The sequence below is a fragment of the Halomonas sp. AOP13-D3-9 genome (assembly GCF_052379125.1).
Classification (GTDB): Bacteria; Pseudomonadota; Gammaproteobacteria; order Pseudomonadales; family Halomonadaceae; genus Vreelandella.
Genome location: NZ_JBQSYH010000014.1, coordinates 52,558 through 77,035 on the forward strand (window position 1 = coordinate 52,558; position 24,478 = coordinate 77,035).

A 24,478-nucleotide genomic window follows, 5' to 3' on the forward strand; every position below is an offset into this window, starting at 1 on the left:
GGTTGATAGGCTAAATAATTTAAACAGAAGTAGTCATCAGTTTTATAGCATTAGACTTGCTTGTCTCATGCTGAAATAGATATCTCATAAAGTGATTTGTTTGGGTTTTATCCATTTCTTTATGCTGTCTGTAATCAGTGCTTAATGCCCTTTGCAGCCTGTTTACAGGTTTAATTACAGGATAAAGACGCGATGAGTTTAGATATTTTCTGGTTCCTGCCTACATCTGGCGATACGCGTTATTTGGGTAAAGGTAGTGGACGGCCACCCAGCAACGCTTATTTACAGCAAATAGCGGTTGCCGCTGAACACCATGGTTATGACGGTTTGCTCATTCCTACCGGCTCCAGTTGCCTAGATCCGTGGGTGGTGGCTGCAAGTTTAGTACCCGTCACTCAGCGGATTAAGTTATTGGTAGCGTTGCGCACCTCTATTTCAGGCCCCACTGCATCCGCTCGCCAGGCGGCAACGCTGGATCAGGCGCTCAAAGGCAGGCTGTTGCTCAATGTTGTGCCGGGCGGCGATGCCGCTGAACTGGCGGCCGAAGGGGTTCATTTGACCCATGACGAACGCTACGAAGTGGCCGATGAGTTTCTAACGGTTTGGAAGCAGCTGTTGAAAGGTGAAAGTGTTGATCATCAGGGCAAGCACTTTCAGATCGAGGGCGCCAAGAATTTCTTTGATCCTGTCCAGAAGCCTTATCCGCCGCTTTACTTTGGCGGCTCTTCCCCCGCGGCTCATCAATTAGCTGCCAAGCACGTTGATGCCTACCTCACCTGGGGTGAGCCACCTGCCGCTGTTGCTGAAAAGATTGCTGATGTGCGGGCAGTAGCGGCCAAGTACGGGCGCGAAGTGGAAGTTGGCGTGCGCCTCCATGTGATTGTCAGAGAAACCCGCGAAGAGGCTTGGCAGGCAGCAGACAAGCTGATTGCCAACCTGGATGACGAAACCATTCAAAAAGCCCAGGAGAATTTTTCGCGCATGGACTCTGTGGGGCAGCGGCGTATGGCGGAACTGCATGGCGGACGTCGCGACCAGCTTGAGATTAGCCCTGATCTTTGGGCGGGTGTCGGGCTGGTCAGAGGCGGAGCTGGAACGGCGCTGGTGGGAGACCCAGAAACAGTGGCGAAGCGTTTGCAGGAGTACGCGGATTTAGGCGTAGATACGTTTGTACTCTCGGGTTATCCGCATCTTGAAGAGGCAATCCGCTTCGCTGAGCTCGTTTTTCCTTTGCTGCCTGGCAAACAGGCGGTGACAGAAGAGGGCGTATTTACCGGAGGCGCGTTTGACGCGCGTGCGACGCAACCCCGTCAAGCCTCAGCCTCGTAAATCACTTTTTCTACCCCTGATATCTTAACTATTTTGTGCTTAAGGAGTTTGTTATGAGCGTTGTATTAATTGCAGGAAGCCCTGGAAGCTTGTCACGTACCTCAGCGTTAATCGACTTTATCAATAAGGAGCTACAGGAACAGGGAATCGAAACAGAGGTATTCAACGTTAATGAATTTGACGGTAATGAAGTGTTTTTTGCCGATTTTACCGCACCTCAAATTGTTCGCTACCGGGAGGCGATTGCCAAGGCAGATGCGGTGGTGTTGGCAACGCCTGTTTACCAGGCCTCCTTTTCAGGGGCGCTTAAACTGCTGCTGGATTTAATACCTGAGCGTGGGCTGAAAGGCAAAGTGGTACTGCCGCTTGCCAATGGTGGCTCTGACAGCCATCTACTGGTGATTGATTACGCGTTAAAGCCGGTGTTGTCTGCGTTAGGGGCCAGCAATGTATTGGGCGGTGTCTACGTCAACGCAAAACAGCTCACCCTTGATGGCGAAAAGCGCTACCAAGTGGGGGAAGAGGCAAGTGCTCGCATCAGTCGCTCTATTGAAGAGCTGATTGAAACGCTCCCCAGTCAGAGTTCCGCATCAGCGAGTGCCTACCAGCGCTCTGTTGCCTACGCTTAATTTTCAGTGGGATTAACTATGATTAAACGAACAGCCTTATCTTCCGCTGTACTAACGGGAGTGTTGGCTTTGTTGCCGCACCCGTTGTTAGCGGCAGACGACCCTGAAACGCTGCGTATTGGATACCAGAAATACGGCACGCTGGTACTGCTCAAAGAGCGTCAGGCACTGGAAGAGCGATTTGCTGATCGCAATATTAATGTCACCTGGACGGAGTTTCCTGCTGGCCCGCAAATGCTGGAAGCCCTTAATGTAGGCAGCATTGATTTTGGCACGGTAGGTGAAACACCACCGGTATTTGCCCAAGCTGCCGGGGCGGATCTTGTTTATGTGGCCCACCAGCCCCCAGCGCCTCAAGCAGAAGCGATTCTTGTGCAAGAAGATTCGCCCATCCAAAGCGTTGCCGAGCTGGAAGGCAAGCGCGTTGCGCTAAACCGTGGTTCTAATGTCCATTACCTGTTGGTACGTGCGCTACAGGATGCCGGGCTATCGATCCACGATATTCGCACCGCCTTTTTACCCCCTTCGGATGCGCGCGCAGCATTTGAGCGAGGCAGCGTCGATGCCTGGGTTATTTGGGAACCCTACTTGGCTGCTGCCGAAGATGCACTGGGGGCACGCATTCTGACCGACGGTACCGATTTAGTTAGTAACCATGAGTTTTATATTGCGGCGGGGCCATTGGCGGAGCAGTACCCGCATGTTGTTGAAGAGATCGTACAAGAGCTACAGGAGCTGGATAGCTGGGCAACTGATAACCTTCGTGAAGTGGCTGAGCTGCTAGCCCCCTCCATCGGCCTTGATCCGGATGTGGTGTATGTGGCGGCGAATCGCGCAAGCTACGGTGCTCAATATCTTTCTGATGAAGTTATTGCCCAGCAACAGGATATTGCCGATACCTTCTTTGAACTGGAGCTGATTCCACGCGAGCTGGATATCCCTTCTGTGGTATGGCGGCCTAGCGATGAATAATACACCGTATCCTTACCCGCTAAACGTAATTGAGCCTCAATGTGCCTGGGCCTGCGTTTTACCGTTTGATGGTTCTTTTTTCTGGTTTTTGCATTAATGCATTGAGGAGAGTGGCCGCATGAGCATTGCAAATGCCTACCCAGATCAGTCTGAACGATTGAGAGCGGTGGATGCCTCGCGAGACGTTCTGTCGAGCAATGATCAGCAGCATTGGCTGGCCATTGCTGATCAGTTGGCAGCGCGCCTAGCCGAAAGTGCCGTTGAGCGTGATCGCCTGGGTGGGCATGCCTCTTTTGAGCGCGAGCTGATTCGTGAAAGCGGTTTGCTGACATTGGCTGTACCCACTGAATATGGCGGTCAGGGGCAGCCATGGTCACTTGTTTATCACGTGGTCAGACGCTTAGCCAGGGTGGATTCAGCGCTTGCCCATGTGTTCGCTTTCCACCACCTGCAAGTGGGGTCGGTATTACTTTATGGCAATCAACATCAGCAGCAGCGACTTTTAACTGCTACCGCTCAAGAACATCTTTTCTGGGGCAATACCCTTAACCCGCTGGATAAGCGCACCGTCGCTACCGAGCGCGGTAATGGTGGCTTTATCCTGCAAGGCAAGAAGGGATTCTGCTCAGGGGCAAGAGGGTCAGACTATTTAACCGTCTCGGCGTGGCATGAGCCGACCCAAAGCCTGGTGATTGCGGCGATCCCCACTCATCGTCCTGGCATTACCGTGCATGATGACTGGGACGCTATCGGCCAACGGCAAACCGATAGCGGTACCGTGAGTTTTGAGCAGGTGGAGGTGCTAGAGAGCGAAGTGCTGCTACCGCCTGGTTTTGCGTGGTCCCCGTCGGCTCAGTTTCGCGCCTGTTTAGCCCAGTTAGTGTTAGTCAATCTATACGTAGGCATTGCCGAAGGAGCCTTTGAGGAAGCAAAGCGCTTTACGCTTGAGCAGGGGCGACCCTGGTTAGCCTCTGAAGCAGCTCAAGCGCAAGATGACCCTTACCTTCAGCGCCACTTTGGTGAGTTGTGGGTAAAGCTGCGTAGTGCTCAAGTATTGGCCGATATAGCAGGCGATATAGCCCAGTGCCACTTTGTGAAACGTACCGCTATTAGTGCCGAAAACCGGGGTGAGGCTGCAATTGCCATTGCAGAGGCGAAAGTCGTGGCGCACCAAGCGGCGTTGGATGCTAGCAGCCGGTTGTTTGATATTGCAGGTGCGAGGGCGACTGCGCGGCCTTTGGGGCTGGATCGTTTTTGGCGCAATGTACGCACCCATACACTCCATGATCCGGTGGATTATAAAATACGCGATCTAGGCCGGTGGGCACTGCTGGATCAGTATCCTGTGCCAACGTCTTATTCGTAGTCAGGGCAAACTATCAACGCTTGAAAAAAAGAGGCCCACGCTGAGATGAGTGAAAAAAACCACAATGAGCCATCTCCATGGCCATTAGACAGTGTGGTGACAGAGTTACGGCAGGTAAGACACGAGTGGCGCGAGCGCCAAGGCAGGGAAACCGACCTGGGCACCCGTGAGCTTCCTGCTCACCGCCATATACATGAGGTGATTGATGCCCTGTGCGGCATCTTATTTCCTATGCGCTTGGGCCCCTCTGATCTCAAAAAGGAGAGTGAGGATTTTTATGTGGGGCATCAGCTTGGTCACGCGTTGAATATTCTGGTGACCCAGGTGCGTTTAGAACTGAGTTGCCAGCAGCCGCGCCTGGAACCTCAGGCTCAAGATCGTAAAGCGAATGAATTTGTCCGTCGTTTTGCCACCATGCTGCCTGCACTACGTCGGCAATTAGATCAGGACGTGATAGCTGCCTATCGCGGCGACCCGGCAGCGTCCTCGGTAGACGAAATTTTGCTTTGCTACCCAGGGCTATTAGCCATTATTCATCATCGCATCGCAAATGTGTTCTATGTGGAAGGGCTGAGAATCATCGCAAGGATCATTGCCGAAAAAGCCCACTCGGTGACCGGTATTGATATTCATCCTGGCGCAACGATTGGCAGCCATTTCTTTATCGACCACGGCACGGGGGTTGTGGTCGGTGAAACGGCGGTCATTGGTGAGCGGGTACGCCTTTATCAGGCGGTGACGCTAGGAGCGGTAAGATTCGATGAGGACGATCAGGGTGCACTCACCAAAGGCGAGCCACGCCACCCCATTGTGGAAGACGACGTGGTGATCTATGCCGGTGCCACCATTCTTGGCCGTATCACCATTGGTCGCGGCGCTGTAATTGGCGGCAACGTTTGGCTAACCCGCGATGTACCTCCAGGTAGCAGGATTACTCAGGCGGTACTGCGGCAGTCGGTGGATACATAGAATACCTAAATTCATAATTCCATCATTGCTAGGCTAAACGATAACACTCCTTATTATGACTTACCCAGGCTCGTATTAAACATCGCTACGAGCTTGGGTTTTGCCTCGCTATCTATTATTCCTCTTGTTTAACTCAGTGCCCTTCAGTGATCGTTTCCTCTGAAACCAGTTGAGTGTTGAGGTGACTATTTAAACGACGATACTGCGCTCCAGCGTGATAGCTCGGAAGCTTGTCCCCGGCACTAAAGAGTTTGTGGCGTAGGCTGCCTTCCTGGTAGCTGGTTTTGTAGACGCCGCGATTTTGCAGCTCGGGCACGATAAGGTCGGCAATATCTTCAAAGCTTTCCGGTGTGACCGTGCGCGATACGTTGAAACCGTCGATGCCGACGTCAGTGATCCATGACTCAAGTTCATCGGCGATATAGGAGGGGTCACCTACCAGGGTGGGGTAGCGGCTGCCTAGTTTGAAGCGTTCCAGTAACTTACGCTTGGTCATGGCGTTGGCTTGGGCACTGCTCGCCGCCGACTGAATGGCATTGCTGTTGCCGTAGTGAATCGGCTCATCCAGCTCAAAGCGATCAAAATCGATACCGACGCTGCTAGAAAAGTGGGCAAGCCCTGCTTCTGGGCTGGCATAGCGGCGGTAATCATCGTACTTATCCTGCGCTTCCTGTTGGTGGGTGCCGCTAATCATCGCAATGCCTGCGAAGATTTTGATATCGTCTGCTTTGCGCCCCGCTGCAACGGCTTGACGGCGCAGGCTATCCACTGCCAGTTTTGCCTCACCCTTATCCTGGGCACTGATAAATACCGCTTCTGCGTGGCGGGCGGCAAACTGCTGGCCACGAGGTGAAGAACCGGCTTGATATAGAACGGGCGTGCGCTGTAACGAGGGTTCACTCAGGTGATAGCCCTCCATCTGGTAGTAAGGGCCTTGATGAATGATTTTGTGCACTTTAGCGGGGTCGCTAAACACGCGAGCCTGGCGGTCGCGCAATACGGCATCATCTTCCCAGCTGCCTTCCCATAGTTTGTAGAGCAGTTCTAGGTAATCGTCCGCGCGGTCATAGCGCTCATCATGCGTGGCAAGGCCATGGAGACCGGCGGCTTTAGAACCACTATCGAGATACCCCGTGACGATATTCCAGCCGACGCGGCCACGAGTGAGATGATCGAGTGTCGACATGCGGCGAGCAAAGAGATAGGGCGGCTCAAAACTTAAGTTGGCGGTAATACCAAAGCCTAAATGCTGAGTCACTGCGGCCATCGCTGAGACGAGTACGGCAGGGTCATTGAGCGGCAGCTGCACGGACTCCCGCAACGTCGTCTCAACACTATTTTGATAAACGTCATACACCCCGATGATATCGGCAATAAACAGGCCGTCAAAAAGACCACGCTCCAGCGTTTTAGCCAACTCCGTCCAGTATTCCAGCGTGTTGTAGTCTGACGAGTTATCCCTTGGGTGCGTCCATAACCCATGATTGATATGGCCGACACTGTTCATATTGAACGCATTGAACAGGATGTGTTTTTTGGGCGCTGGCATCGTTTAGATCGCTCCGTGACGGGGTGGGCGTTGCCCATTGAGGTAGAAATTGCCTATTGCGTGCAGCTTCCAGCGGGCAGGGTCATGTAAGGTATGTGTGCGGGCATTGCGCCAGAAGCGATCTAACTGCCGGTTATCCAACGTTGCCCCCGTGCCGGATAGCTCGAATAACTGCGAACCCGCCAACAATGAAACCTCGGTGGTGAGTACTTTCGCTTCGGCGACATCAATAGAGGCTTGCGCCACGCTGTCGTCATCGGGCGTTTTCTGGGCAATGGCAACGCTGCCAGCCGCTCGTTTAAGCAGGCTCTTTGCCGCTTTTAGGCGCACGGAGAGATTGCCTACTCGCTCGATTAACAGCGGGTCTTCGCTTGCCTGCTCTACGCCGGCATCAATCCAGGGCCTGGCATGCTGTTTGACGAACGCCAGTGTGGCGGCGAAAGCGCCTTGTGCAATGCCCAAATCAATCGCGGCGTGTATCAACTGGGCAAAGGGCCCGATAGCGGTGGGCCGTTCAAAGGAGTCGGTAAACGGCACCACCCATAAGGGGTCTACCAATACGTTGTCCAACTCAACTGAGCCACTTCCCGTAAGGCGTTGGCCAAAGCCGTCCCAGTCGTCGGTAATGGTGACCCCGTGTGCTGACTTGGGAATGAATACCAGCTGTTGGCGTTCTGCTTCATCCACCACCAATGTCGGTATCCAGTGGGCGTAAAGAGCGCCTGTGCAGTAGAATTTTTGCCCGTTGACGCGCCACTGTTGGCTCGCATCTCTATATAGTCTGGTGCGGCGTTTGTAATCCTTATGGCCTATTTCCGCGAGTGCATTACCCAACCGCTTACCGCTGATGACCTCTGAATAGAAGAAGCGCTTCTGCGCTTCACTGCCGCCTACGCGCAACACCTCAAGGGCATAAAAGTGGTTTTGGGGAATTTGGGCGATGGAGCCATCAGCGGCGGCAATGATGGCAATCACTTGGGCAAGTGCATCACTACTTAGCTCTGGGCCGCCATAGTCAGCGGGTACGGTGATCGCCCATAGGCCGCTTTTTGTAAAGTCATCAAGCTCTTGCCACGGCAGCAAGCGCTCTTTATCACGCTGGGCTGCTTGCTGTTCAAAACGGCTAGCGAGAGTATGTGCAGTCGCAATCGCTTGCTGATCACTAGTGATCAATCCCACGCGACTGGCTTGAGGGGAAATGAGGGTAGCCTCAGTCATGGTTGCTCACTTAATTCCATTGATGGCGTGCGGGTAGCACGTCATTGAGGTAGTAGTTGCCGAGTAAGTGATATTTCCAGCGAACTGGGTCGTGCAGGGTGTGGGTACGCGCGTTACGCCAATGGCGATCCAAGTTGTGCTTGGCGCGGGTGGCAGATGCCCCGGCAAGTTCAAAGAGTCGTTCGCTGGCTTCAAGTGCTATTTCCGTGGTGAGAATTTTCGCTTCTGCCACCGCAACGGACGCTCTTGCACTGCCTTTATCGTCAATCGGCTGGCGGGCGATCTCATCAAGCGTCGTGGCAGCTTCCTGAAGCACCGCGTTGGCGGCATGGAGGTCGATTTTCAGGCGACCAAATGCATGGATGGTGTAAGGGTCATCGCTGGCGCGAGCAACGCCGGAATCTGTCCAGGGGCGGGCGTGTTCGCGCACAAACTGAAGAGCATCGTCGATAGCGTTACTGGCAATGCCTGCATCAATAGCGGCCTGAATGAGCTGTGAAGAGGGGCCGCTCAGCCCAGGCTTATTGGCGATTTGCCACACCGGCAGGGTATGTTCCAAGGGAACCTGAACATCGTTAAACGTGACGGTGCCAATGGCCGTGATACGTTGACCAAAGGCCGACCAGTCGTCGATAACGTTTACGCCTGGTGCTGTACGTGGCACAAAAGCCAGCACAGCACGGCCCTGTTCATCCAGAGCGCGGGTAGGGATCCAATGGGCATAGAGTGCGCCGGTGGAGTAGAAGCGGGTGCCATTAAGGCTGAGTTTATCTTGGCCTTGCTGTTCAGCAAGGCGGGTGCGCTGATGCAGAATGGTTTTGGTTCCCCGCTCGGGCCCTGCGTTGCCAAATCGTTGACCTTTCAAGACAAGGCCAAACCAGTGCGCTTTCTGCGCTTCGCTAGCCAGCTCTTTCACTACGCCCAGTACGCCAAACTGGTTTTGAGGAATTTGACCCAAAGCGGGGTCTGCAGCACTCAAAAGGCGAAAAACCTCCGCAACGGTTTGATAAGAGACATCCGCCCCGCCGTATTCGCGTGGCACGGTTATTCCGCCTAAGCCGCTGTAAGAAAATTCATTAAGTTCCTTCCAGGGAAGCCGCCGTTCAGCATCGCGAGTGGCAGCTTCTTGGGCGAAGCGCTTGGCAAGTGCATGTGCCGTGGAGATTGCCTCTTCATCATTACGGATAATACGAACACGGTCAGCAACAATGGTGAGAGGCTCCATTAAGGAGCCTTCTGCAGAAGCAGTAGTGGGTGATAAGGTCATAAGTAACTACTCTACCCAGGGGAGCGTATAGAGATCAGGATTGCCGCCATAGCTGGCATCAATGGTTTCCCTTACGGCAGGAGACGTTTGGAATTGATTGATGACATCCAGAAGAAGAGCGTCATCCTTGCGGCTTTCCTGGGCCACAAAGCCCATGGCGTAGAAAGTGTCATCAATGCCTGAATAAATCAGCGCTTCGCCAGCTTGCTCCGGGCGGCCTGCATTAACGAAATGGCTGGGCCAAGAGACTGCTAAATCTACATCATTCAAACTGCGAACAATTTGCGGGCCATCAATTTCATGGAAGTGGAGGTTATTCGGGTTAGAAGTAATATCGTGCACGGTTGCGCCAATGGCATCGCCGTCACTTAATTCGATTAATCCTGCACGTTGAAGCAGCAATAACCCGCGCCCTTGATTGACAGGGTCACTTGCAACGGCCACCCGAGCACCTTCGGGAATATCCTCTAACGTGGTGAGGGTATTGGAGTAGATGCCAATATTTTGCAATAACCCCAATCCCAACATGCTGAGCTCATAGCCACGTTGGTCGATCGCGTTATCTAAAAAGGCCTGGTGCTGGAAAAAGTTAAGATCAATATCGCCGTTGTTAAGCGCTTCATTGGGGAGCGTCCAGTCGCTAAATTCAATGACCTGGAGATCAATACCTTGTTCACTAATTTCATCACTGAGCGCTAGCAGTGAATCTGACGTAACCCCAGACGTTGTGCCAATGCGTACCACATTATCGGCATAGGAGGCCGTTGCAACCGCTATGAGTGCTGAAGAAAGTAATAATGAGCGAAGTTTCATCGTAAGTCCTTATCCTGAATAGGTGTTTATAAATTAATGCAGAGCGGTTAGAGCTTGCGCATCGGCAGTGCTTCTGTAAATAATCATCTATTTAGAAATAAAAGCTTAGGAAGTATTTTAGATGTTGATATTCATAAGTAAGGAATAAATAAGGTGATAAAAAATCCCTCTTAACGAGGGATGAAAGATGACGCTGGAGGAGAAAGGAGAAGATTATGATCGCTTAACAGAAGACATTAAGCACTGCGTCGCTGATCACTATGTAGCTCGCGATAATAATCAAAGCACTTTAGTAAGCGAAGACCGTCACTCCAATGCGTATGCCCCGATACACTATTAATATGGCCTGCATCGCGGATAATATGTAGCGCGCTGTGCCATTCGTTAGCAAAATGCTGAATACGTTCAAGGCTGGCGGTGTGGTCATTGGTAGAACCCACTACCAAACTGGGAAAAGGCAATGGCGTTAAGGGGACCGGGCCAAACGCGGCTAGATTTGGATTTACGTTTAAACGCTCTACATCTGCAGGAGCGACGAGCAGTGCGCCCTGTATCTTGGCCCTTAGATTGGGTCGTGTGGCCGCCCAGTGAGCAACCGTAACGCATCCAAGGCTATGAGCAATCAGGACAATAGGCCCCTTGGCCTGAGCAATGGCGCGTTCCAATGAGGCAACCCAATCGCCCAGTTGAGGATGACTCCAGCTACTGACGAGTGTACGGGAACTATTAGGTAGTTGTGTCTGCCAATGGCTTTGCCAGTGATCCGGACCAGAGCCATTCCAACCGGGTACTATCAGATAGTGTTTGTTTAATGACGTCATCCTTAAATCTCCCAGATTCAAATTTCTGCAATTGAAAAAGAGTATGTCGTACGGGGAGAAAATAACAATGGCTGGTAAATAAGGATAAATGAAAAGCTTATTAAGAAATAAAGGTAAACAAAAAATATGCCTCTTTGAACAAAGAGGCATATTGATTCCTTAATTAAAAAAGTGTTTGTTTAGCGAGGCTTGGCACTGTTAGCAACTATTTCGCCGCGCACCGCTGCACGAAGCGTGCCAATGGCGGGTGGCGGCTCGTGGTCTTTTGGCAGCAGTGGAAGTACCTTTTCACCAAAGTGGTAAGCCTCTTCCAGGTGTGGGTAACCTGAGAAAATAAAGGTATCGACGCCCACCGCCATATACTCTCGAATACGCTCGGCCACGGTTTCTGGGCTACCGACTAATGCGGTGCCTGCGCCGCCGCGCACCAAGCCCACCCCTGCCCATAGGTTGGGACTGACCTCAAGTTTATCCCGCCGCCCACCGTGCAGGGCAGCCATCCGGCGCTGGCCTTCGGAATCCATACGTGAAAACGTCTTCTGTGCAGCGGCAATGGTCTCATCATCTACATGCTCAATAAGTTTATCTGCCGCTGCCCATGCCTCTTCATCCGAGTCGCGCACAATGACATGCAGCCGGATGCCAAACGTTAACTCACGGCCCGCCTTGTTGGCTGCTTCACGCACGGTAGCAATTTTGTCGGCCACTTGTGCCGGTGGCTCACCCCAGGTGAGATATTTATCAACGATATCCGCCGCTACTTCGATGCCTGCTACCGATGAACCACCAAAATAAAGGGGGGGATGGGGCGTTTGAGCCGGTTCAAAAATCAGTTGGCCCTCTTCAATGTGGATATGCTTACCCTGGTAGGTAACATTTTCACCGGCAAGCAAACGACGGTAGACATCCAAGAACTCCCGGGTAACTTCATACCGTTGGTCGTGGGGCAGGAAGATGCCATCGCCCTTATTCTCAACGGGATCGCCACCGGTCACTACATTGATCAACAGTCGGCCATTGGAAATGCGGTCAAGGGTTGCGGTCATACGCGCTGCCACAGTGGGCGACTGCAACCCCGGGCGCACCGCAACGAGAAAGCGCAAGCGTTCGGTGGTGGGTACCAGAGCGGAGGCAATCACCCAGGAGTCTTCGCAGCTTCGGCCAGTGGGTAAAAGAACCCCGTAAAAGCCAAGCTGGTCTGCTGCTTGGGCAATTTGCTTCAGGTAGCCAAGGCTGACCTCGCGGCCTCCTTTGGCCGTGCCTAAATAGTGCCCATCTCCATGAGTGGGTAAAAACCATAGAAACTTCCCTTTGGTAACTATAGGTGTTGCTTGGGAAGTGTCATAAGACTCAGCCATGTTACTCTCCTGGTTGCCAAATCTTTGAATCTAGGGCATCGACGGCGTTAGGCAGAATATCCGCAGCCAGGAAGGCATCGGCAATTTTCTGCTGCTCGCTAAGACCCTCAAGCGTCACAGGCTGTACGTCATAGCTGCGGTTTTGCAGCGCATTTTGTACAATCTCAGGGTCAAGGTCGCCCCATAATGGCGATAAAAGCTCGCTCGCTTCCTCTGGGTTGGCTTTGATCCATAGGCCCGCCTCATAGAGCGCGTCATAAACGGTAGCAATGACCTCTGGATTGGCTTCCGCATAGGGTGTTGTCGCTAGATAATAGCGCTTGTAACTCGCTAAACCGTCGCTACCGTCAGTAATGGTGCGTGTTTCCAAAGTTGCACGGGAAGTTGAGAGGAAGGGTTCCCAGGCAATCCATGCATCCACACTGCCTTGCGAAAAAGCAGCACGCGCATCGGCGGGGGGGAGGTAGGAAACCTGGACATCGTCAAGGGTCAGGCCAACGCTTTCGAGTGCTGCAATCAGCAAGTAGTGGTTGCCTGCACCACGGGTGACGGTAATGCGCTTACCCGCAAGATCTTCCAGCGTTTCAATATCACTATCTTCCAGTACGATAAGCGCTTGTCCAGAGGGGGAGGCGGCTTCACTGGCATAGAAGGTTAGGTCTGCCCCCGCTGCCTGGGCAAAGATGGGTACGGTATCCGCCACATCAGCACTAATGTCGATATTGCCAACATTCAGTGACTCAAGCATCGGTAAGCCACTGGTGAATTCATACCAGTCAATGGTAACGCCCTGTTCCGCCAGCTTTTCTTCCAGGGAGTTATTGTCCCTTAACACACTCATTAAGGTAGACGAGCGCTGATAACCGATGCGTAATTCTTCCGCTAGGCTAAATGGCGCCTGTAGCAGCGTAGCGGCCGCTACCGCGCCAACGATTATCGAACGGTTGAATGAAAGTGGTAGAGCAAAAGGTTTCATGGAGGTGTTCCTTAACGCGCACGTTCCGTGTGCTTTGGGGTTATGAGAAATGCCAAAGGGTAAGGTCAGATGTTTGTTATTGGCCTAATACGCGTTTCAACACTTTTCCTTCAATGGCCGAAACGGCGGCGCTCGCTTGCTCACGTGGCCGTGCAATCTCAACATTCATATCCATACCAATCTGGCCCTGTTCAAGCACAATGACGCGATCCGCCAGTTGAACAGCCTCTTGCACATCATGAGTCACCAGTAGCACGGTGAAACCATTTTGTTGCCAGAGTCGCTCGATTAGGCGCTGCATTTCGATGCGTGTTAATGCATCCAGCGCCCCTAGCGGCTCATCCAGTAGCAGGAGCTGTGGCTGATGAATGAGGGCGCGCGCTAAGGCAACTCGCTGGCGCTGGCCGCCCGACAGCTTGGCGGGCCATACATCGGCTTTGTCAGAGAGGCCGACTTCTTCTAAGACTCTTAACGCGCGAGGCCTCCAGTCACCTTTCAGGCCCAGCCCAATATTGTCGATCACAGATTTCCAGGGCAGCAGCCGGTCATCCTGAAACATCATACGAATATCGGTGGATACCAAGTCTGCATGGCCGTCGGCACTTAAGGTGCCTGCGTTGTGGCGATCCAACCCGGCAATAAGGCGTAGTAGCGTGCTTTTTCCGCAACCGCTACGACCCACGATAGCGATGAACTGGCCTTTCTCGATCTCCAGGTCGATGCCTTTGAGTACTTCCAGCTCGCCAAACTTTTTCACCACGCCTTTGAGGTGTAAATGCGTACCTCCTTTCGGTGAAGAGAGGGAGGTGCGAGCACTGCTGGCAGCGCTTTCTTTAACTGGTGTCGTTGTTTCTGAATAGGTAGAAAAACTCATGTTCAGTCTCCCTTCACATAGGCGGGGTGCCAGCGTAGCCAGCGCCGTTCAAGGACGCGGGCAGCTTCATCCGCTAGCTTGCCAAGTAGCGCATAGAGCACAATGGCGAGCACGACGACGTCGGTTTGCAAAAATTCACGCGCATTCATGGCCAGATAACCAATGCCTTCACTGGCTGAAATGGTTTCCGCCACGATAAGCGTTAGCCACATCAACCCCAGCGAGTAACGTACGCCCACTAGGATTGACGACATGGCGCCCGGTAAAATCACGTTGGTAAAGAGCGGCCAGCCAGACAGGCCGTAGCTGCGCGCCATCTCCATCAGGTTGGAGTCAATATTGCGAATGCCATGGAAGGTGTTGAGGTAAATGGGAAAGGCAGTACCCAATACCACGAGAAAGATCTTGGCTGTTTCATCAATCCCGAACCAGAGAATGACCAGCGGAACCAATGCCAGATGCGGAATGTTCCTGATCATCTGCACGGTACTGTCGAGCAACCGTTCCCCCCAGTGAGAAAGCCCGCTAATCAGGCCCAGTGCCAGCCCAATACCACCGCCAATCACAAACCCCAATGCCGCGCGCTGGAAGCTAACCCCCAGGTGGTAGAAGATTTCCCCCGAAGCGGTTAACCGCCAGCCGGCTTCGATCACTGCCAAAGGGGCTGGCATGATGCGGCTAGAAATCCAGCCGAACGACACCGCCAACTGCCAGAGTAGTATTAATACAATGGGAACCGCCCATGGCAGTGCGCTGTCGGCCCACCTGTTAGACGCTAGCCTTTGTGATGCTATGGACATAGACAATCCCTCCAAAAATGGAAAAAACCGTGAAATAAAGAATTAAGCTAGAAAGAGTGTTGATTTATGCTACCAACGCGATTCCTATTCGCTTAAATAGTTAAAACAGAAAAGGTTATTCAAAAAAGCTTAGGGAAAGCTTTCTTGCGCTCTAAGCCAAGTTGCAAAGCTAGTATCAAAGGCATCACTAACATCGACAGCTACGGGTAGAACCTCATGGCGGTGGAAGAAGTCAGCGGCTAGTTGTAAGGAATTGATCACCTCTGAATCAATCGTGGCAGGGGTTATTCTGGCTTGTGCTACCCAGCGTTCAGCTACCTCAATGGGTAACTCCAGTGTATTAGCAAGTTGTCGGGAAAATTCGGTAGGATTCTCCAAGGCCCATTGTTGAGCGCGTGCTAATCGTAAAAGAAGATCTTGAATAGCTTCCTGTTTAGACTCAATGGCATCTTCATGGGCTAGCGCATAGGAGTATCCCGTCATGACGCCGTCACCGGTTTCAATGACTCTACTGTTATCGAGTAATATTGCGCTCGATGTGTAGGGTTCCCAGGGTACCCAGGCATCTACCGAGTGTCGGTTTAATGCTGCGCGACCATCAACTGGCCCTAGAAAGGCAAATTCCACATCATTAGTACTCATTTCAGCTCTTTCCAGGGCTCCCAGTGCCATGAAGTGCCCCCATCCTCCTCTATTAACTGCGATTCGTTTTCCGGTCAGGTCTTGAATACTTTCAATATCACTATCGCCATTGACTACGATGGCAACCGTTTCCGTGTTGTATCTCCATGCACCTACGGCCTTAACAGGAGCCCCAGCAGCTCGCACAAATAGAAAGGGGATATCACCAGTAAAGCCTACGTCTAAGGCTCCGGCGTTAAGTGCCTCTAGTACTGGTGCGCCAGCTGCAAACGTTGTTAATTCGAGTTTATAAGGAAGCGATTCAAGCTCGCCAGAGGCTACTAATGATGCATATCGGTCACCTTTAACATCACCAAGGCGAAGCGATATTTCTTCTTCGGCCATAACGGAAAAGGCTAACAGTGTTAACGCCATTGCTGCATACTTTGAGAACGAAGGGATATATTTAACGAGCACGGTTTTACTACTCCATATTAAGAAGTTTTCTTTTGTTAAAGGGTTAAGTGGGTTGTTAAACCGCTACGAAATTCGTTTTGCGTCTGGCGGCTTTTTGACGAGTTAAAGGAATCAGTTCACGGCCATACTCCAAGACATCTTCCAAAGGATCAAAGCCGCGTATGAGAAAGGTATCAACACCAAGGTCATAATACGCGAGCAGTGCATCAGCCACTTTTTCCGGCGTGCCAACGAGTGCCGTCGAGTTATAGGCACCGCCCACTAGTTTGGCTATACCTGTCCACAGACAAGCGTCGATTCTGTCTCCTTGTTCAGCCGCTGCAAGTAAGCGTTGGGCGCCCACACTATCTGGCTTATGAGGATGGACTTGTCCGGCATTGTCTAAGCGTTGTGTTGCTTTAGCTAAAATATCATCTGCTTTATGCCAAGCTTCCTCTTCTGTTTTGCCAAGAATGGGTCGAAAAGAAATGCTGAAGCGGACTTCTCTGCCGTGTGTGGCTGCTTCCGCTCGAACATTAGCAATGGTTTCTTTGATTTGTTGAAGAGGCTCGCCCCACATGGCATATACATCGGCATGTTTGCCAGCCACTTCTATAGCGGCGGGAGAGGCGCCGCCAAAGTAAATAGGGATATGCGGTGCCTGAATAGGACGAAGTTCTGATTCTGCTTCTTCAACTTGGTAATGCGTCCCCACGTAGTTAAAAGGCTTCTCTGCAGTCCATATCGACTTAACAATATGGATAAATTCGTCCGTTCGTGCATAGCGTTGGTCATGGTCAAGATAGTCACCATCTTTACGCTGTTCTTTATCGCTACCACCGCTGATAACATGGACAGCGAGACGGCCATTCAATAGATGCTCAAGTGTGGCAAGTTTTCGTGCCGCTAGCGCAGGAGCCACGAATCCCGGGCGGTGCGCCAGGAGAAAGTTCAAGTTCTTAGTTGCTGCACCAGCGAGGGCGGTTACCAAAAAGCCATCTGGTTGATTAGACCAATAGCCGACTAGCACACGATCAAATCCAGCTTGCTCATGGGCTTGCGCAAAACGGTGTATATACTCTTTATTAAACACCGGGCCCTCAGTTTCAAAAATCTCTGAAGAAGGGCGGTGACCAATCATGCCTATAAACTGAATGCTCATGAATAATTGGCTCTATGCTTTGCTTAATTAAGCGGGTGATAGGGAGCGTTTCCGATTGGCGATTTTTTGACGTGTCAGTGGAATCAGTGAACGGCCATAATCGAGGGCATCTTCTAGCGGATCGAAGCCTCGTATCAGGAAGGTGGAAATACCAAGATCAGCATATTCCAGAAGGGCGTTACTGACTTGCTCGGGGGTCCCAACGAGCGCAGTGGAGTTGCCTTGAGCACCCAGTAAGCCTGCGATACCTGTCCACAGCCGTGTATCAAGACGATCCCCTTTGGCGGCTGCTTCTAACAGGCGTCGGGAGCCCTCGTTTTCTGGCTCATTTCGCGTAATGCCGCGTTTGATTGCCAGTTCGCGCGCCCGCTCCAAAATGTCATCGGCACGCTTCCATGCCGCTTCTTCTGTATCGGCTAGAATGGGCCTTAGCGATAAGCTAAAGCGTATGGTTCGGCCATGACGTGCAGCGGCTGCTTTTACTCTCGCGATGGTGTCACTGACCTGGTCATGGGTTTCGCCCCACAAGGCGTAAATATCAGCATGTTTTCCTGCCACTTCGATAGCGGCAGGTGATGAACCGCCAAAGTAAATAGGAATAGTGGGCTGCTGAATGGGTTTTATGGCGGAGGATGCTGCTGTCACCTGATAGTATTTTCCTTGGTAATCAAAAGGGCGACTTTGGGTCCACGTTTGACGGACAATATCCAGGTATTCATTGGTACGTTCGTAGCGTTCTTCTTTACCTATATAGCTACCATCCTGGGCGAGTTCAGCATCATTCCCGCCAGTAATAACGTGCACTGATGCACGCCCTTTGCTGATCACATCAAAGGTAGCGAACTGCCGTGCAGCCACGGTGGGCGCAGTAAAACCAGGGCGATGTGCGACCATAAAATTCAATGAAGAGGTAACCGCCGCTGCATGGGTGGCGACCAGCAGGCTTTCAGGACTATTAGAATGGAAAGCAAGTAGAGCACGATCAAAACCCGCAAATTCCTGCGCTTTGGCTAGCGTTTCAACATAGTTCAGGTCGAGAGTAGGGCCTGTAGTCTCGCGTGATTCTGATCCGCTTTGATTGCCGATAAAGCCAATAAATTCAATGCTCATTGATATATCCTCGCTGTTAAATATTAATCACGAAAATCAGGTTCTTCACGGATAACCCGATCAAGTAACGGTAAGAAACTGACCCAGCTTATGAACTCTGTTCCCACTTGCGCTGCTGTGTGTTCAGCCACGTCATGGGGGATTGCAATGGGCTTGCCAGCAGCTTCGGCAGCCAGTTGAACCCTTGCAGCGTTCTCCATTGCGATATACCGCCACGCGGCACCTTCAATCGTTTGGCCCACTGTGAGAAAACCATGGTTTTGCAGAATGACCGCTTTGTGATTGCCTAGTGTGTTCGCTATTCGCTGGCCTTCACTGCTATCAAGTACCACGCCAGTAAAGTCATCGAAGAGGACGTGGCTGTTATAAAAAGCACAGGCATCTTGGGAGATGGGGTCTAATAACCGGCCGAGTGCAGACCAACTTTTGCCATGCGGGGCGTGTGTATGTGCTGCAGCCAACACGTCGGGCCGTGCTTGGTGTAATTCGCTATGAATGGCAAACGCCGCACGGTTGAGTAGCCCGTCGCCCTCAACGACGTCGCCATGGTGATTGACCAGAATTAGATCGCTTGCACGTACATGCCCGAAATAGACACCATGAGGGTTCACCCAGAAGTGATCCTTCCACTCAGGATCGCGGGCGGTAATATGGCCTGCGCCACCTAGATCGAACCCTTGCCATGCAAAGACACGAAAAGCAGCCGCTAAGCGCTCTTTACGATGTTGGCGTTCTTCGGAAACGGTGCCTTTTTCACCAGGTAGCTCTCGGGTGAGGCTGTGCCCTTTACGTGGGTAGGCAAACACGCTTGGACGTGTGGGCTGCCGGTTTGATGGGCTCAACGGCTCGGTTTTGGGATGGGTTGAGATAACGGTGCTCATGAGGTGGCTCCTGTAACGTTGAGTGCCGCTTGCCCGGCGGCTTTAAAAACGGTGTCATCCTGTGGTGTGTGGATACGACCACAGAGCACATCACGGTAGTGACGCTGGAGTGGATGAGAACCGGATAGGGCTGGGTTGCCCGCAGCTTTTACAATGTGTTCTACCGCCCTGATCGATTGACTCGTCGTTATCTGCTTGATCTGGGCAAGTTGATGGTGGCGTACGTCATTATTGGCGGCTGCATCGAGGAGCACTTTATTGGAGAGCAAAAGGGTATCAATGCGCCCAGTAATCTCCTGAAACCTTTCAAGGCTAGCGAGAGGTGCCCCTAAGTTAGAAGGGGTGCGCGTCAGCAGCCACCGTTTAAACCAGTCGTTGGCAGCCTGTGCGACGCCATCGTAAAGTGAGCCAAGTAGCACGTGCATCCATTTCACCGCTTCTGATTCAGCGGCTTTTTTGTTGGCGATGGCCTGGGGCGCACTATCTACAGCATGATCCAGTGGCAGCTCTACATCATGAAAAATAACGCGATGGCTTGATGAGGCACGCATTCCCAGGTGATCCCACTCGTCGATAATTTCTACACCTGGCGCATGGGCGGGTACTAGCCAAAAGCCTACGGAAGGCGTTTTATCATCACTGCGTGCCCATACGTTCATCCAGGTCAAACCATGGCTACCGGTTGAGTAGATTTTCTCACCCGACAACCGCCATCCCTTAGTGGTTCTATAAGCCGTTGTCGTTGGCAGCCCGCCGCGGGAGGGTGAGCCAAGGGCTGGTTCAACGCGTAATGCATTGATTAATGCACCTGATTGAAGGGCATCTTGAGCTACGCGAGCACTTAATCTGTGAGGCCATTTGCTGCTATGGTGCAGCTGTTGATGCTGTAAATAGTGCATCAACAAAATGAGCGCCGTGGATGCCTCGCCTTTGGCAACCGCGCTAATAACTTGACGGACAGTGTTGAGGTCTGCCGCTTGCCCACCCAGGGAGGCGGGAGTGGTCAGGCTCAGTAAGCCCAAACGGTGCAGGTAGGCAAAATTATCGCTTGGAAAGCGTGCTTGACGATCCACTCTGTCTGCACTTTGGGCTAGGTGGCGAGTGATTTCTGGTAAATCGACGTCGGCATTTTTGTTGAATGCATCAACCGTGAATGGTTTCCTGGCCACCTTCATAGCGCCTGGCCCTCATCTTCACTGGCTAGCCTTGCATTGAAGCGATCATCCCAGTAAGGAGTGAGATCGACGGGGGAACTCAGAACGCCAAAATGTGCAAACACATCGGCTACATCTTGGGCGCTGTCGATGGCTTCAGCGGTAACGCCAGTCACTTCAGCGGGTTGGCTTTTGTTATGAAACATCGACAGAATGACGTTTTCAGGCACTCTAATTTCGTTACTTTGCAGTGAGGCAAATTCTTCTTCGTTTTCATTCTGCCATTGATACGAGCGCTGAAGACGTTCCAGGAAATCTTCTATTGCTGCGCTTTTGGCAGGGTCTTCCAGAGCGCTAGTATTGGCGTAGTAGAGAAAGTTGCCAGACAAATAGCCCGCTGCGGTTTTAAGCACTCTGGCGCCTGTCAGTTGCTGTGTCAGCGGAACGCTATAGCCATAGATTGCCCATGCATCGAGGTCGCCGCGTGAAAATGCGGCGGCGCCATCGGTAGGACTCAGATTACGAGGGTCAATATCTTCAAAACTGAGCCCCGCTTCATCTAGCATTTGCAGAAGGTAATAGTGAGTAGTCGTTCCGCGAACGTACCCCACACGCTTACCCGCAAGCTCTTCAATGGAGGTAATCTCTGAGTCTTCAGGCACTAAAACGACTTGATGATTAACATCATTTTTGAGTGCTGCGACCAAACGAAAGTCAGCACTGCCGTGAGCCGCAAACACGGGAGGCGTTTCACTTCCAGAAGCAAAATCAATGGCGTTTGCATTAATAGCTTCCAGCATCTGGCTCCCGGCTCCAAACTCCCGCCATTCAATTTGATACGGCGTATCGAGTAACCCTGCGGCCTCTAGGCGAAGTTGGTCGCCTCCTTTATAGACAGCGACTCGTAGTGTTATGTCTGCCAGCTCGTCAGCAGCAGATGCAGCAGCAAAGGAGGGAGCGCTACTGAGGATGGCTAGGGTGAGTGAAACCAAGTTAAGCCAAGTTGGCAAAAAACGAGTGACTCTCATGGCTGTTCCTCGCCTGTTTCATGGAACGTGAAGCTGCGATCAAAGGTGGTTTCGACGTCGATGGCGTCGGGAATCAAACCTACTTGCAGGTAAAAGTCGGCGGTTAACTGCTGCTGACTAATGATCTCTTCATCTATATCGCGCCAAGCGAGTTGCCTTCTTTGGTATTGGAGTTTGGCAGCGTCTTCAGGAAAGCCAATAATCTCTGCAAGGGTGGCTGCGTACTCATCGATATGGTCATAAGACCAGGTTTGCGCATCGCGTAAGCGCACCAGGTAATCCTTTAGCGCAGCATGCTTGGCAGGGTCACTGATGGCTGAATCCGTAGCCGCAATAAAGCTATTGCCGCTGGTAAGCCCACGGCCGTTAGCAATAATTCGGGCACCTTCCTGTAGCTCTGCGAAGGCGGTGTAAGGTTCCCACGTTGACCACGCATCCACGGCCCCTGTGGCAAGGGCGATGCGCGCATCTACTGGGCCCATAAAGCGAAAATTGACATCCTCTTGTGTTAATCCATGGGCATCCAGGGCACGAAGCGCAACATAGTGGCCAATAGAGCCACGGCCTGTCGCAATGTTTCTGCCCCGCAGCTCTTCCACGGTTTCAATCTCTGAATCACCGTTGACTAACACTGCTGTGCCGTAAGGGTCAGACTGATTAACCGCAATAGCTTTAATGTCTGCACCCGCAGCGAGGGCAAAAAGCAGCGGTGCATCGCCGATAATGCCTGCGTCAACAGCTCCTGCATTCAATGCTTCGGCAAGTGGCGCAGCAGCAGGAAATTCAGACCACTGCACCGTATAGTCCGCCCCTTCTAAGGCGTTAGCGGCATCTAGCTGCGCACGCATATTGCCTTTCTGATCGGCAATACGCAGGGTAATTGGTTCATTTGCTAGCAGGCTGATAGGTATTAGCGAAACGCTACTAACGAGCAGTGCTAGTCCAGTTTTATAAATAAAATTACTTGGCATTATGGCGCTACCTCTACGTGGGCTTGTTCAAAAGAAGAGAGGAAATCAAGATCGGTAATGCCAGCGGCATTAACGTGGGTAGGTAGTATTTTTAGTTCACTAAACAGATCGGCCACGTTTTGCAGAGCCTGGATATCGCTTTCTTGTACTGGGCGCATTCCTTGAGAGCTGCGCGCGGCAATCCAGGCGGCATCATCGAGTTCCAGGCCCGTCAACTGGGCATACACGCTGGCGTATTGCTGAGAGTTCTCTAATGCCCATTGACGCGCGTCAATAAAACGCTGAGTAACATCAGCGAGGGCAGCCCTTTTATTGGGGTCATTTAAAGAGGACGTTGTGACGGTAACGAAAGAGAGCGCTTCCCGGAGCCCTTCACTATCACGAAGGACGCGCGCGCCCTGGCGTTCAGCGATGCCAAGGTATGGATCAAAGGTAGCCCATGCTTCTATTTGCCCAGAATTGAAGGCGGAGCTGGCATCAGTAGGAAGTACAAAACGTACGTCAACGTCACTACGCTCAATGCCTGCCTCTTCCAGCGCCGCGTAAAGAAGATGCTGGGAAATGCTTCCTCTAGCTGAAGAGACAACCACTGTCTTTCCTTCTAAATCAGCGATATCACGAATCGCTGAATCAGCTTGAACTAAAATTCCATTCGAGCTGCCAAGCCCTTCATTGGTAGCGACAATAGTAAGATCAACGCCGCCGGCAGCACCCATTAATACAGGTAGGTCACCTGCATAAGAGGTGTCGACGGCTCCTGCACGTTGGGCCTCGAACAGCGGTGCGGCCCCTTGAAAATTGGCCCATCGGAAGTGGTAGGGAACATCATCAAGTACTCCAGAAGCTTCGACTAATGAGCGTAAATGGCGTGATTGATCACCCAACACAAGTGTGACCGAATCAGGGGAGTGATGATTACTTTGTGCAGCGCTTGTGAGGCTAAAAGCGAACAACCCTATTGCTGCTAGCGCAGAGAACGGATTATTAATAGCAGGGGTAAGTCTCATGTGCCTTCCTGTTTAAGCCATCAGTGGTAATGGCTGTCACCCTAGCGCACTCCTTTTTATGATTTAAATTCATTTTAATGATAACTAAATATGCGTTTTGAGAAAGTTGTGGGCGTATGAAGCTGCAGCGCTTAGCCGGAAGCGCTGCAGTTTTAAGAAAATGAGGCTAATAGAAGAGGTTACGTTACTGCGTGATAAGGAGATGGTCAGCGCTTATGGGGTAAGTGCGCGCGCCAGTTGAGCGCCAAATAAATGGGCAGGTTTTTGTAATTTTCCTAGGTGCTTGGGGTACACAAGCCATAATTCTGCAAGCGGCGAGAAATCCTTCAGAGTAATGACCTGAAGAGTATCGCAATACTGGCTGTTTGCTAGCACTGGTGCGGGGATGAGCCCCAGCCCTTTACCTTCTGCCACTAGGCCCAACTGAAGTTCGCTGCCGTAGGTGTCCAAATTAACCTGCAGGTTTACTCCCTGGTCAGCCAACGCCCGCATTAATCCGTCTCGAAAACCGCAGCCATCGGGGTTAAGTATCCAGCCATGTTGTTGGCTATCGATAAGGTATTGAAAAGGTGGGGTATCCTGTGAGGCAACAACGCATAGCTGAATTTCCCCCAGTGGTACTGCCGTTACAGCATCTGGGAATGCTCTGTAACGAGGGAAAAGTATCATAGCGGCATCCAGCTCAGCCTGTACAAGTTTGGCGAGTAGCTCTGTTCCCCAACCAGAACTGACGCGCGTTTGTAGAGCAGGATAGTGTTGGTTAAGTGAGCGCAAGGGCGGTAACAGTACCGCTTCACTAAGGCTGTGGGGTACCCCCAATCGAAAAGTACCCTGCGGCGGCGTATCGTTTGCGACCAGCTCACGTAAAGCATCAATTTCCTGCAGAATACGTAGGCACTGCTCGAACACTTTCAGCCCCATAGGCGTAGGTTTTAACGGCTTTGTGTGGCGGTCTAATAGCTCCACTCCCAGTGTTTCTTCGAGGTTTTGAATACGTCTGGTAATCGCTGATTGCGTTAGTTGAAGGCTATCGGCAGCTTGAATGAGCGATTGTCGTCTGACCACGGCAACAAAGGCACTGATGTCATCATTCTTCATAAGTAAAGTGGTGCTTCCTTACCCTTGCCTGATTTGCATATTAACTTAT

The 24,478-nt window shown here is 51.9% G+C and carries 23 protein-coding genes; 5 read left to right on the forward strand and 18 right to left on the reverse strand.

Features of this window, described 5'->3' with window-relative positions:
• The first annotated feature begins 192 nt into the window (after positions 1-192).
• The 5 genes from ssuD (ACT3UM_RS15970) to epsC all read left to right on the forward strand — a co-directional run bounded on the left by ssuD (ACT3UM_RS15970) (position 193) and on the right by epsC (position 5,265).
• On the forward strand, positions 193-1,329 hold the full coding sequence (gene ssuD / locus ACT3UM_RS15970; RefSeq protein ID WP_498900402.1) for an FMNH2-dependent alkanesulfonate monooxygenase: 1,137 nt from the start codon (positions 193-195) through the stop codon (positions 1,327-1,329).
• 53 nt (positions 1,330-1,382) lie between these two features.
• Positions 1,383-1,958, forward strand: a complete 576-nt coding sequence (gene ssuE, locus ACT3UM_RS15975) for an NADPH-dependent FMN reductase (RefSeq protein ID WP_498900404.1) — start codon at positions 1,383-1,385, stop codon at positions 1,956-1,958.
• Positions 1,959-1,976: 18 nt separating this feature from the next.
• Positions 1,977-2,930, forward strand: a complete 954-nt coding sequence (locus ACT3UM_RS15980) for a sulfonate ABC transporter substrate-binding protein (RefSeq protein WP_498900406.1) — start codon at positions 1,977-1,979, stop codon at positions 2,928-2,930.
• Between the two features lie 118 nt (positions 2,931-3,048).
• The gene (locus ACT3UM_RS15985) at positions 3,049-4,296 is read left to right on the forward strand and encodes an acyl-CoA dehydrogenase family protein (protein ID WP_498900408.1); all 1,248 of its coding nucleotides are present in this window, start codon (positions 3,049-3,051) and stop codon (positions 4,294-4,296) included.
• 45 nt (positions 4,297-4,341) lie between these two features.
• Positions 4,342-5,265 carry a serine O-acetyltransferase EpsC gene (gene epsC / locus ACT3UM_RS15990; protein ID WP_498900410.1) on the forward strand — a complete coding sequence of 308 codons (924 nt, stop codon included), beginning with the start codon at positions 4,342-4,344 and terminating at the stop codon, positions 5,263-5,265.
• A 133-nt stretch (positions 5,266-5,398) separates the two neighbouring features.
• Here epsC and ACT3UM_RS15995 read toward each other — a convergent pair whose 3' ends face one another.
• From ACT3UM_RS15995 to ACT3UM_RS16080, 18 genes are all read right to left on the reverse strand, one after another.
• Positions 5,399-6,814: an LLM class flavin-dependent oxidoreductase gene (locus ACT3UM_RS15995; protein ID WP_498900412.1), complete on the reverse strand. Its 1,416-nt coding sequence runs from the start codon at positions 6,812-6,814 to the stop codon at positions 5,399-5,401.
• A 3-nt stretch (positions 6,815-6,817) separates the two neighbouring features.
• Positions 6,818-8,032 (reverse strand): SfnB family sulfur acquisition oxidoreductase, encoded by a 1,215-nt coding sequence (locus ACT3UM_RS16000; RefSeq protein WP_498900414.1) that lies wholly within the window; start codon positions 8,030-8,032, stop codon positions 6,818-6,820.
• Between the two features lie 10 nt (positions 8,033-8,042).
• Complete coding sequence (locus tag ACT3UM_RS16005) at positions 8,043-9,299, reverse strand: SfnB family sulfur acquisition oxidoreductase (RefSeq protein ID WP_498900416.1); 1,257 nt, start codon at positions 9,297-9,299, stop codon at positions 8,043-8,045.
• A 6-nt stretch (positions 9,300-9,305) separates the two neighbouring features.
• Positions 9,306-10,112, reverse strand: coding sequence for a MetQ/NlpA family ABC transporter substrate-binding protein (locus ACT3UM_RS16010; RefSeq protein ID WP_498900418.1), 807 nt, complete (start codon positions 10,110-10,112; stop codon positions 9,306-9,308).
• Between the two features lie 236 nt (positions 10,113-10,348).
• On the reverse strand, positions 10,349-10,933 hold the full coding sequence (locus ACT3UM_RS16015) for an RBBP9/YdeN family alpha/beta hydrolase (protein ID WP_498900420.1): 585 nt from the start codon (positions 10,931-10,933) through the stop codon (positions 10,349-10,351).
• 179 nt (positions 10,934-11,112) lie between these two features.
• Entirely contained in the window at positions 11,113-12,291 is a 1,179-nt protein-coding gene (gene ssuD / locus ACT3UM_RS16020; protein WP_498900422.1) for an FMNH2-dependent alkanesulfonate monooxygenase, read from the reverse strand.
• Position 12,292: 1 nt separating this feature from the next.
• Entirely contained in the window at positions 12,293-13,267 is a 975-nt protein-coding gene (locus ACT3UM_RS16025) for an aliphatic sulfonate ABC transporter substrate-binding protein (protein WP_498900424.1), read from the reverse strand.
• Between the two features lie 76 nt (positions 13,268-13,343).
• The gene (locus tag ACT3UM_RS16030; RefSeq protein ID WP_498900426.1) at positions 13,344-14,141 is read right to left on the reverse strand and encodes an ATP-binding cassette domain-containing protein; all 798 of its coding nucleotides are present in this window, start codon (positions 14,139-14,141) and stop codon (positions 13,344-13,346) included.
• A gap of 2 nt (positions 14,142-14,143) precedes the next feature.
• On the reverse strand, positions 14,144-14,941 hold the full coding sequence (gene ssuC / locus ACT3UM_RS16035; RefSeq protein WP_498900428.1) for an aliphatic sulfonate ABC transporter permease SsuC: 798 nt from the start codon (positions 14,939-14,941) through the stop codon (positions 14,144-14,146).
• A 129-nt stretch (positions 14,942-15,070) separates the two neighbouring features.
• Positions 15,071-15,997 carry an ABC transporter substrate-binding protein gene (locus tag ACT3UM_RS16040; protein WP_498900430.1) on the reverse strand — a complete coding sequence of 309 codons (927 nt, stop codon included), beginning with the start codon at positions 15,995-15,997 and terminating at the stop codon, positions 15,071-15,073.
• A 97-nt stretch (positions 15,998-16,094) separates the two neighbouring features.
• Complete coding sequence (locus ACT3UM_RS16045; protein ID WP_498900432.1) at positions 16,095-17,180, reverse strand: LLM class flavin-dependent oxidoreductase; 1,086 nt, start codon at positions 17,178-17,180, stop codon at positions 16,095-16,097.
• Between the two features lie 27 nt (positions 17,181-17,207).
• The gene (locus ACT3UM_RS16050; RefSeq protein WP_498900434.1) at positions 17,208-18,290 is read right to left on the reverse strand and encodes an LLM class flavin-dependent oxidoreductase; all 1,083 of its coding nucleotides are present in this window, start codon (positions 18,288-18,290) and stop codon (positions 17,208-17,210) included.
• Between the two features lie 23 nt (positions 18,291-18,313).
• Positions 18,314-19,171: a class II aldolase/adducin family protein gene (locus tag ACT3UM_RS16055; protein WP_498900436.1), complete on the reverse strand. Its 858-nt coding sequence runs from the start codon at positions 19,169-19,171 to the stop codon at positions 18,314-18,316.
• Complete coding sequence (locus ACT3UM_RS16060) at positions 19,168-20,340, reverse strand: acyl-CoA dehydrogenase family protein (protein ID WP_498900438.1); 1,173 nt, start codon at positions 20,338-20,340, stop codon at positions 19,168-19,170. The genes ACT3UM_RS16055 and ACT3UM_RS16060 overlap by 4 nt, the downstream gene beginning before the upstream one ends.
• Before the next feature lie 2 nt (positions 20,341-20,342).
• Complete coding sequence (locus ACT3UM_RS16065; RefSeq protein WP_498900440.1) at positions 20,343-21,353, reverse strand: ABC transporter substrate-binding protein; 1,011 nt, start codon at positions 21,351-21,353, stop codon at positions 20,343-20,345.
• The gene (locus ACT3UM_RS16070; protein ID WP_498900442.1) at positions 21,350-22,324 is read right to left on the reverse strand and encodes an ABC transporter substrate-binding protein; all 975 of its coding nucleotides are present in this window, start codon (positions 22,322-22,324) and stop codon (positions 21,350-21,352) included. Before ACT3UM_RS16070 ends, ACT3UM_RS16065 begins: the two co-directional genes overlap by 4 nt.
• Positions 22,324-23,331, reverse strand: a complete 1,008-nt coding sequence (locus ACT3UM_RS16075; protein WP_498900444.1) for an ABC transporter substrate-binding protein — start codon at positions 23,329-23,331, stop codon at positions 22,324-22,326. The genes ACT3UM_RS16070 and ACT3UM_RS16075 overlap by 1 nt, the downstream gene beginning before the upstream one ends.
• A 213-nt stretch (positions 23,332-23,544) precedes the next feature.
• On the reverse strand, positions 23,545-24,429 hold the full coding sequence (locus ACT3UM_RS16080; protein ID WP_498900446.1) for a LysR family transcriptional regulator: 885 nt from the start codon (positions 24,427-24,429) through the stop codon (positions 23,545-23,547).
• Positions 24,430-24,478: the final 49 nt, after the last annotated feature.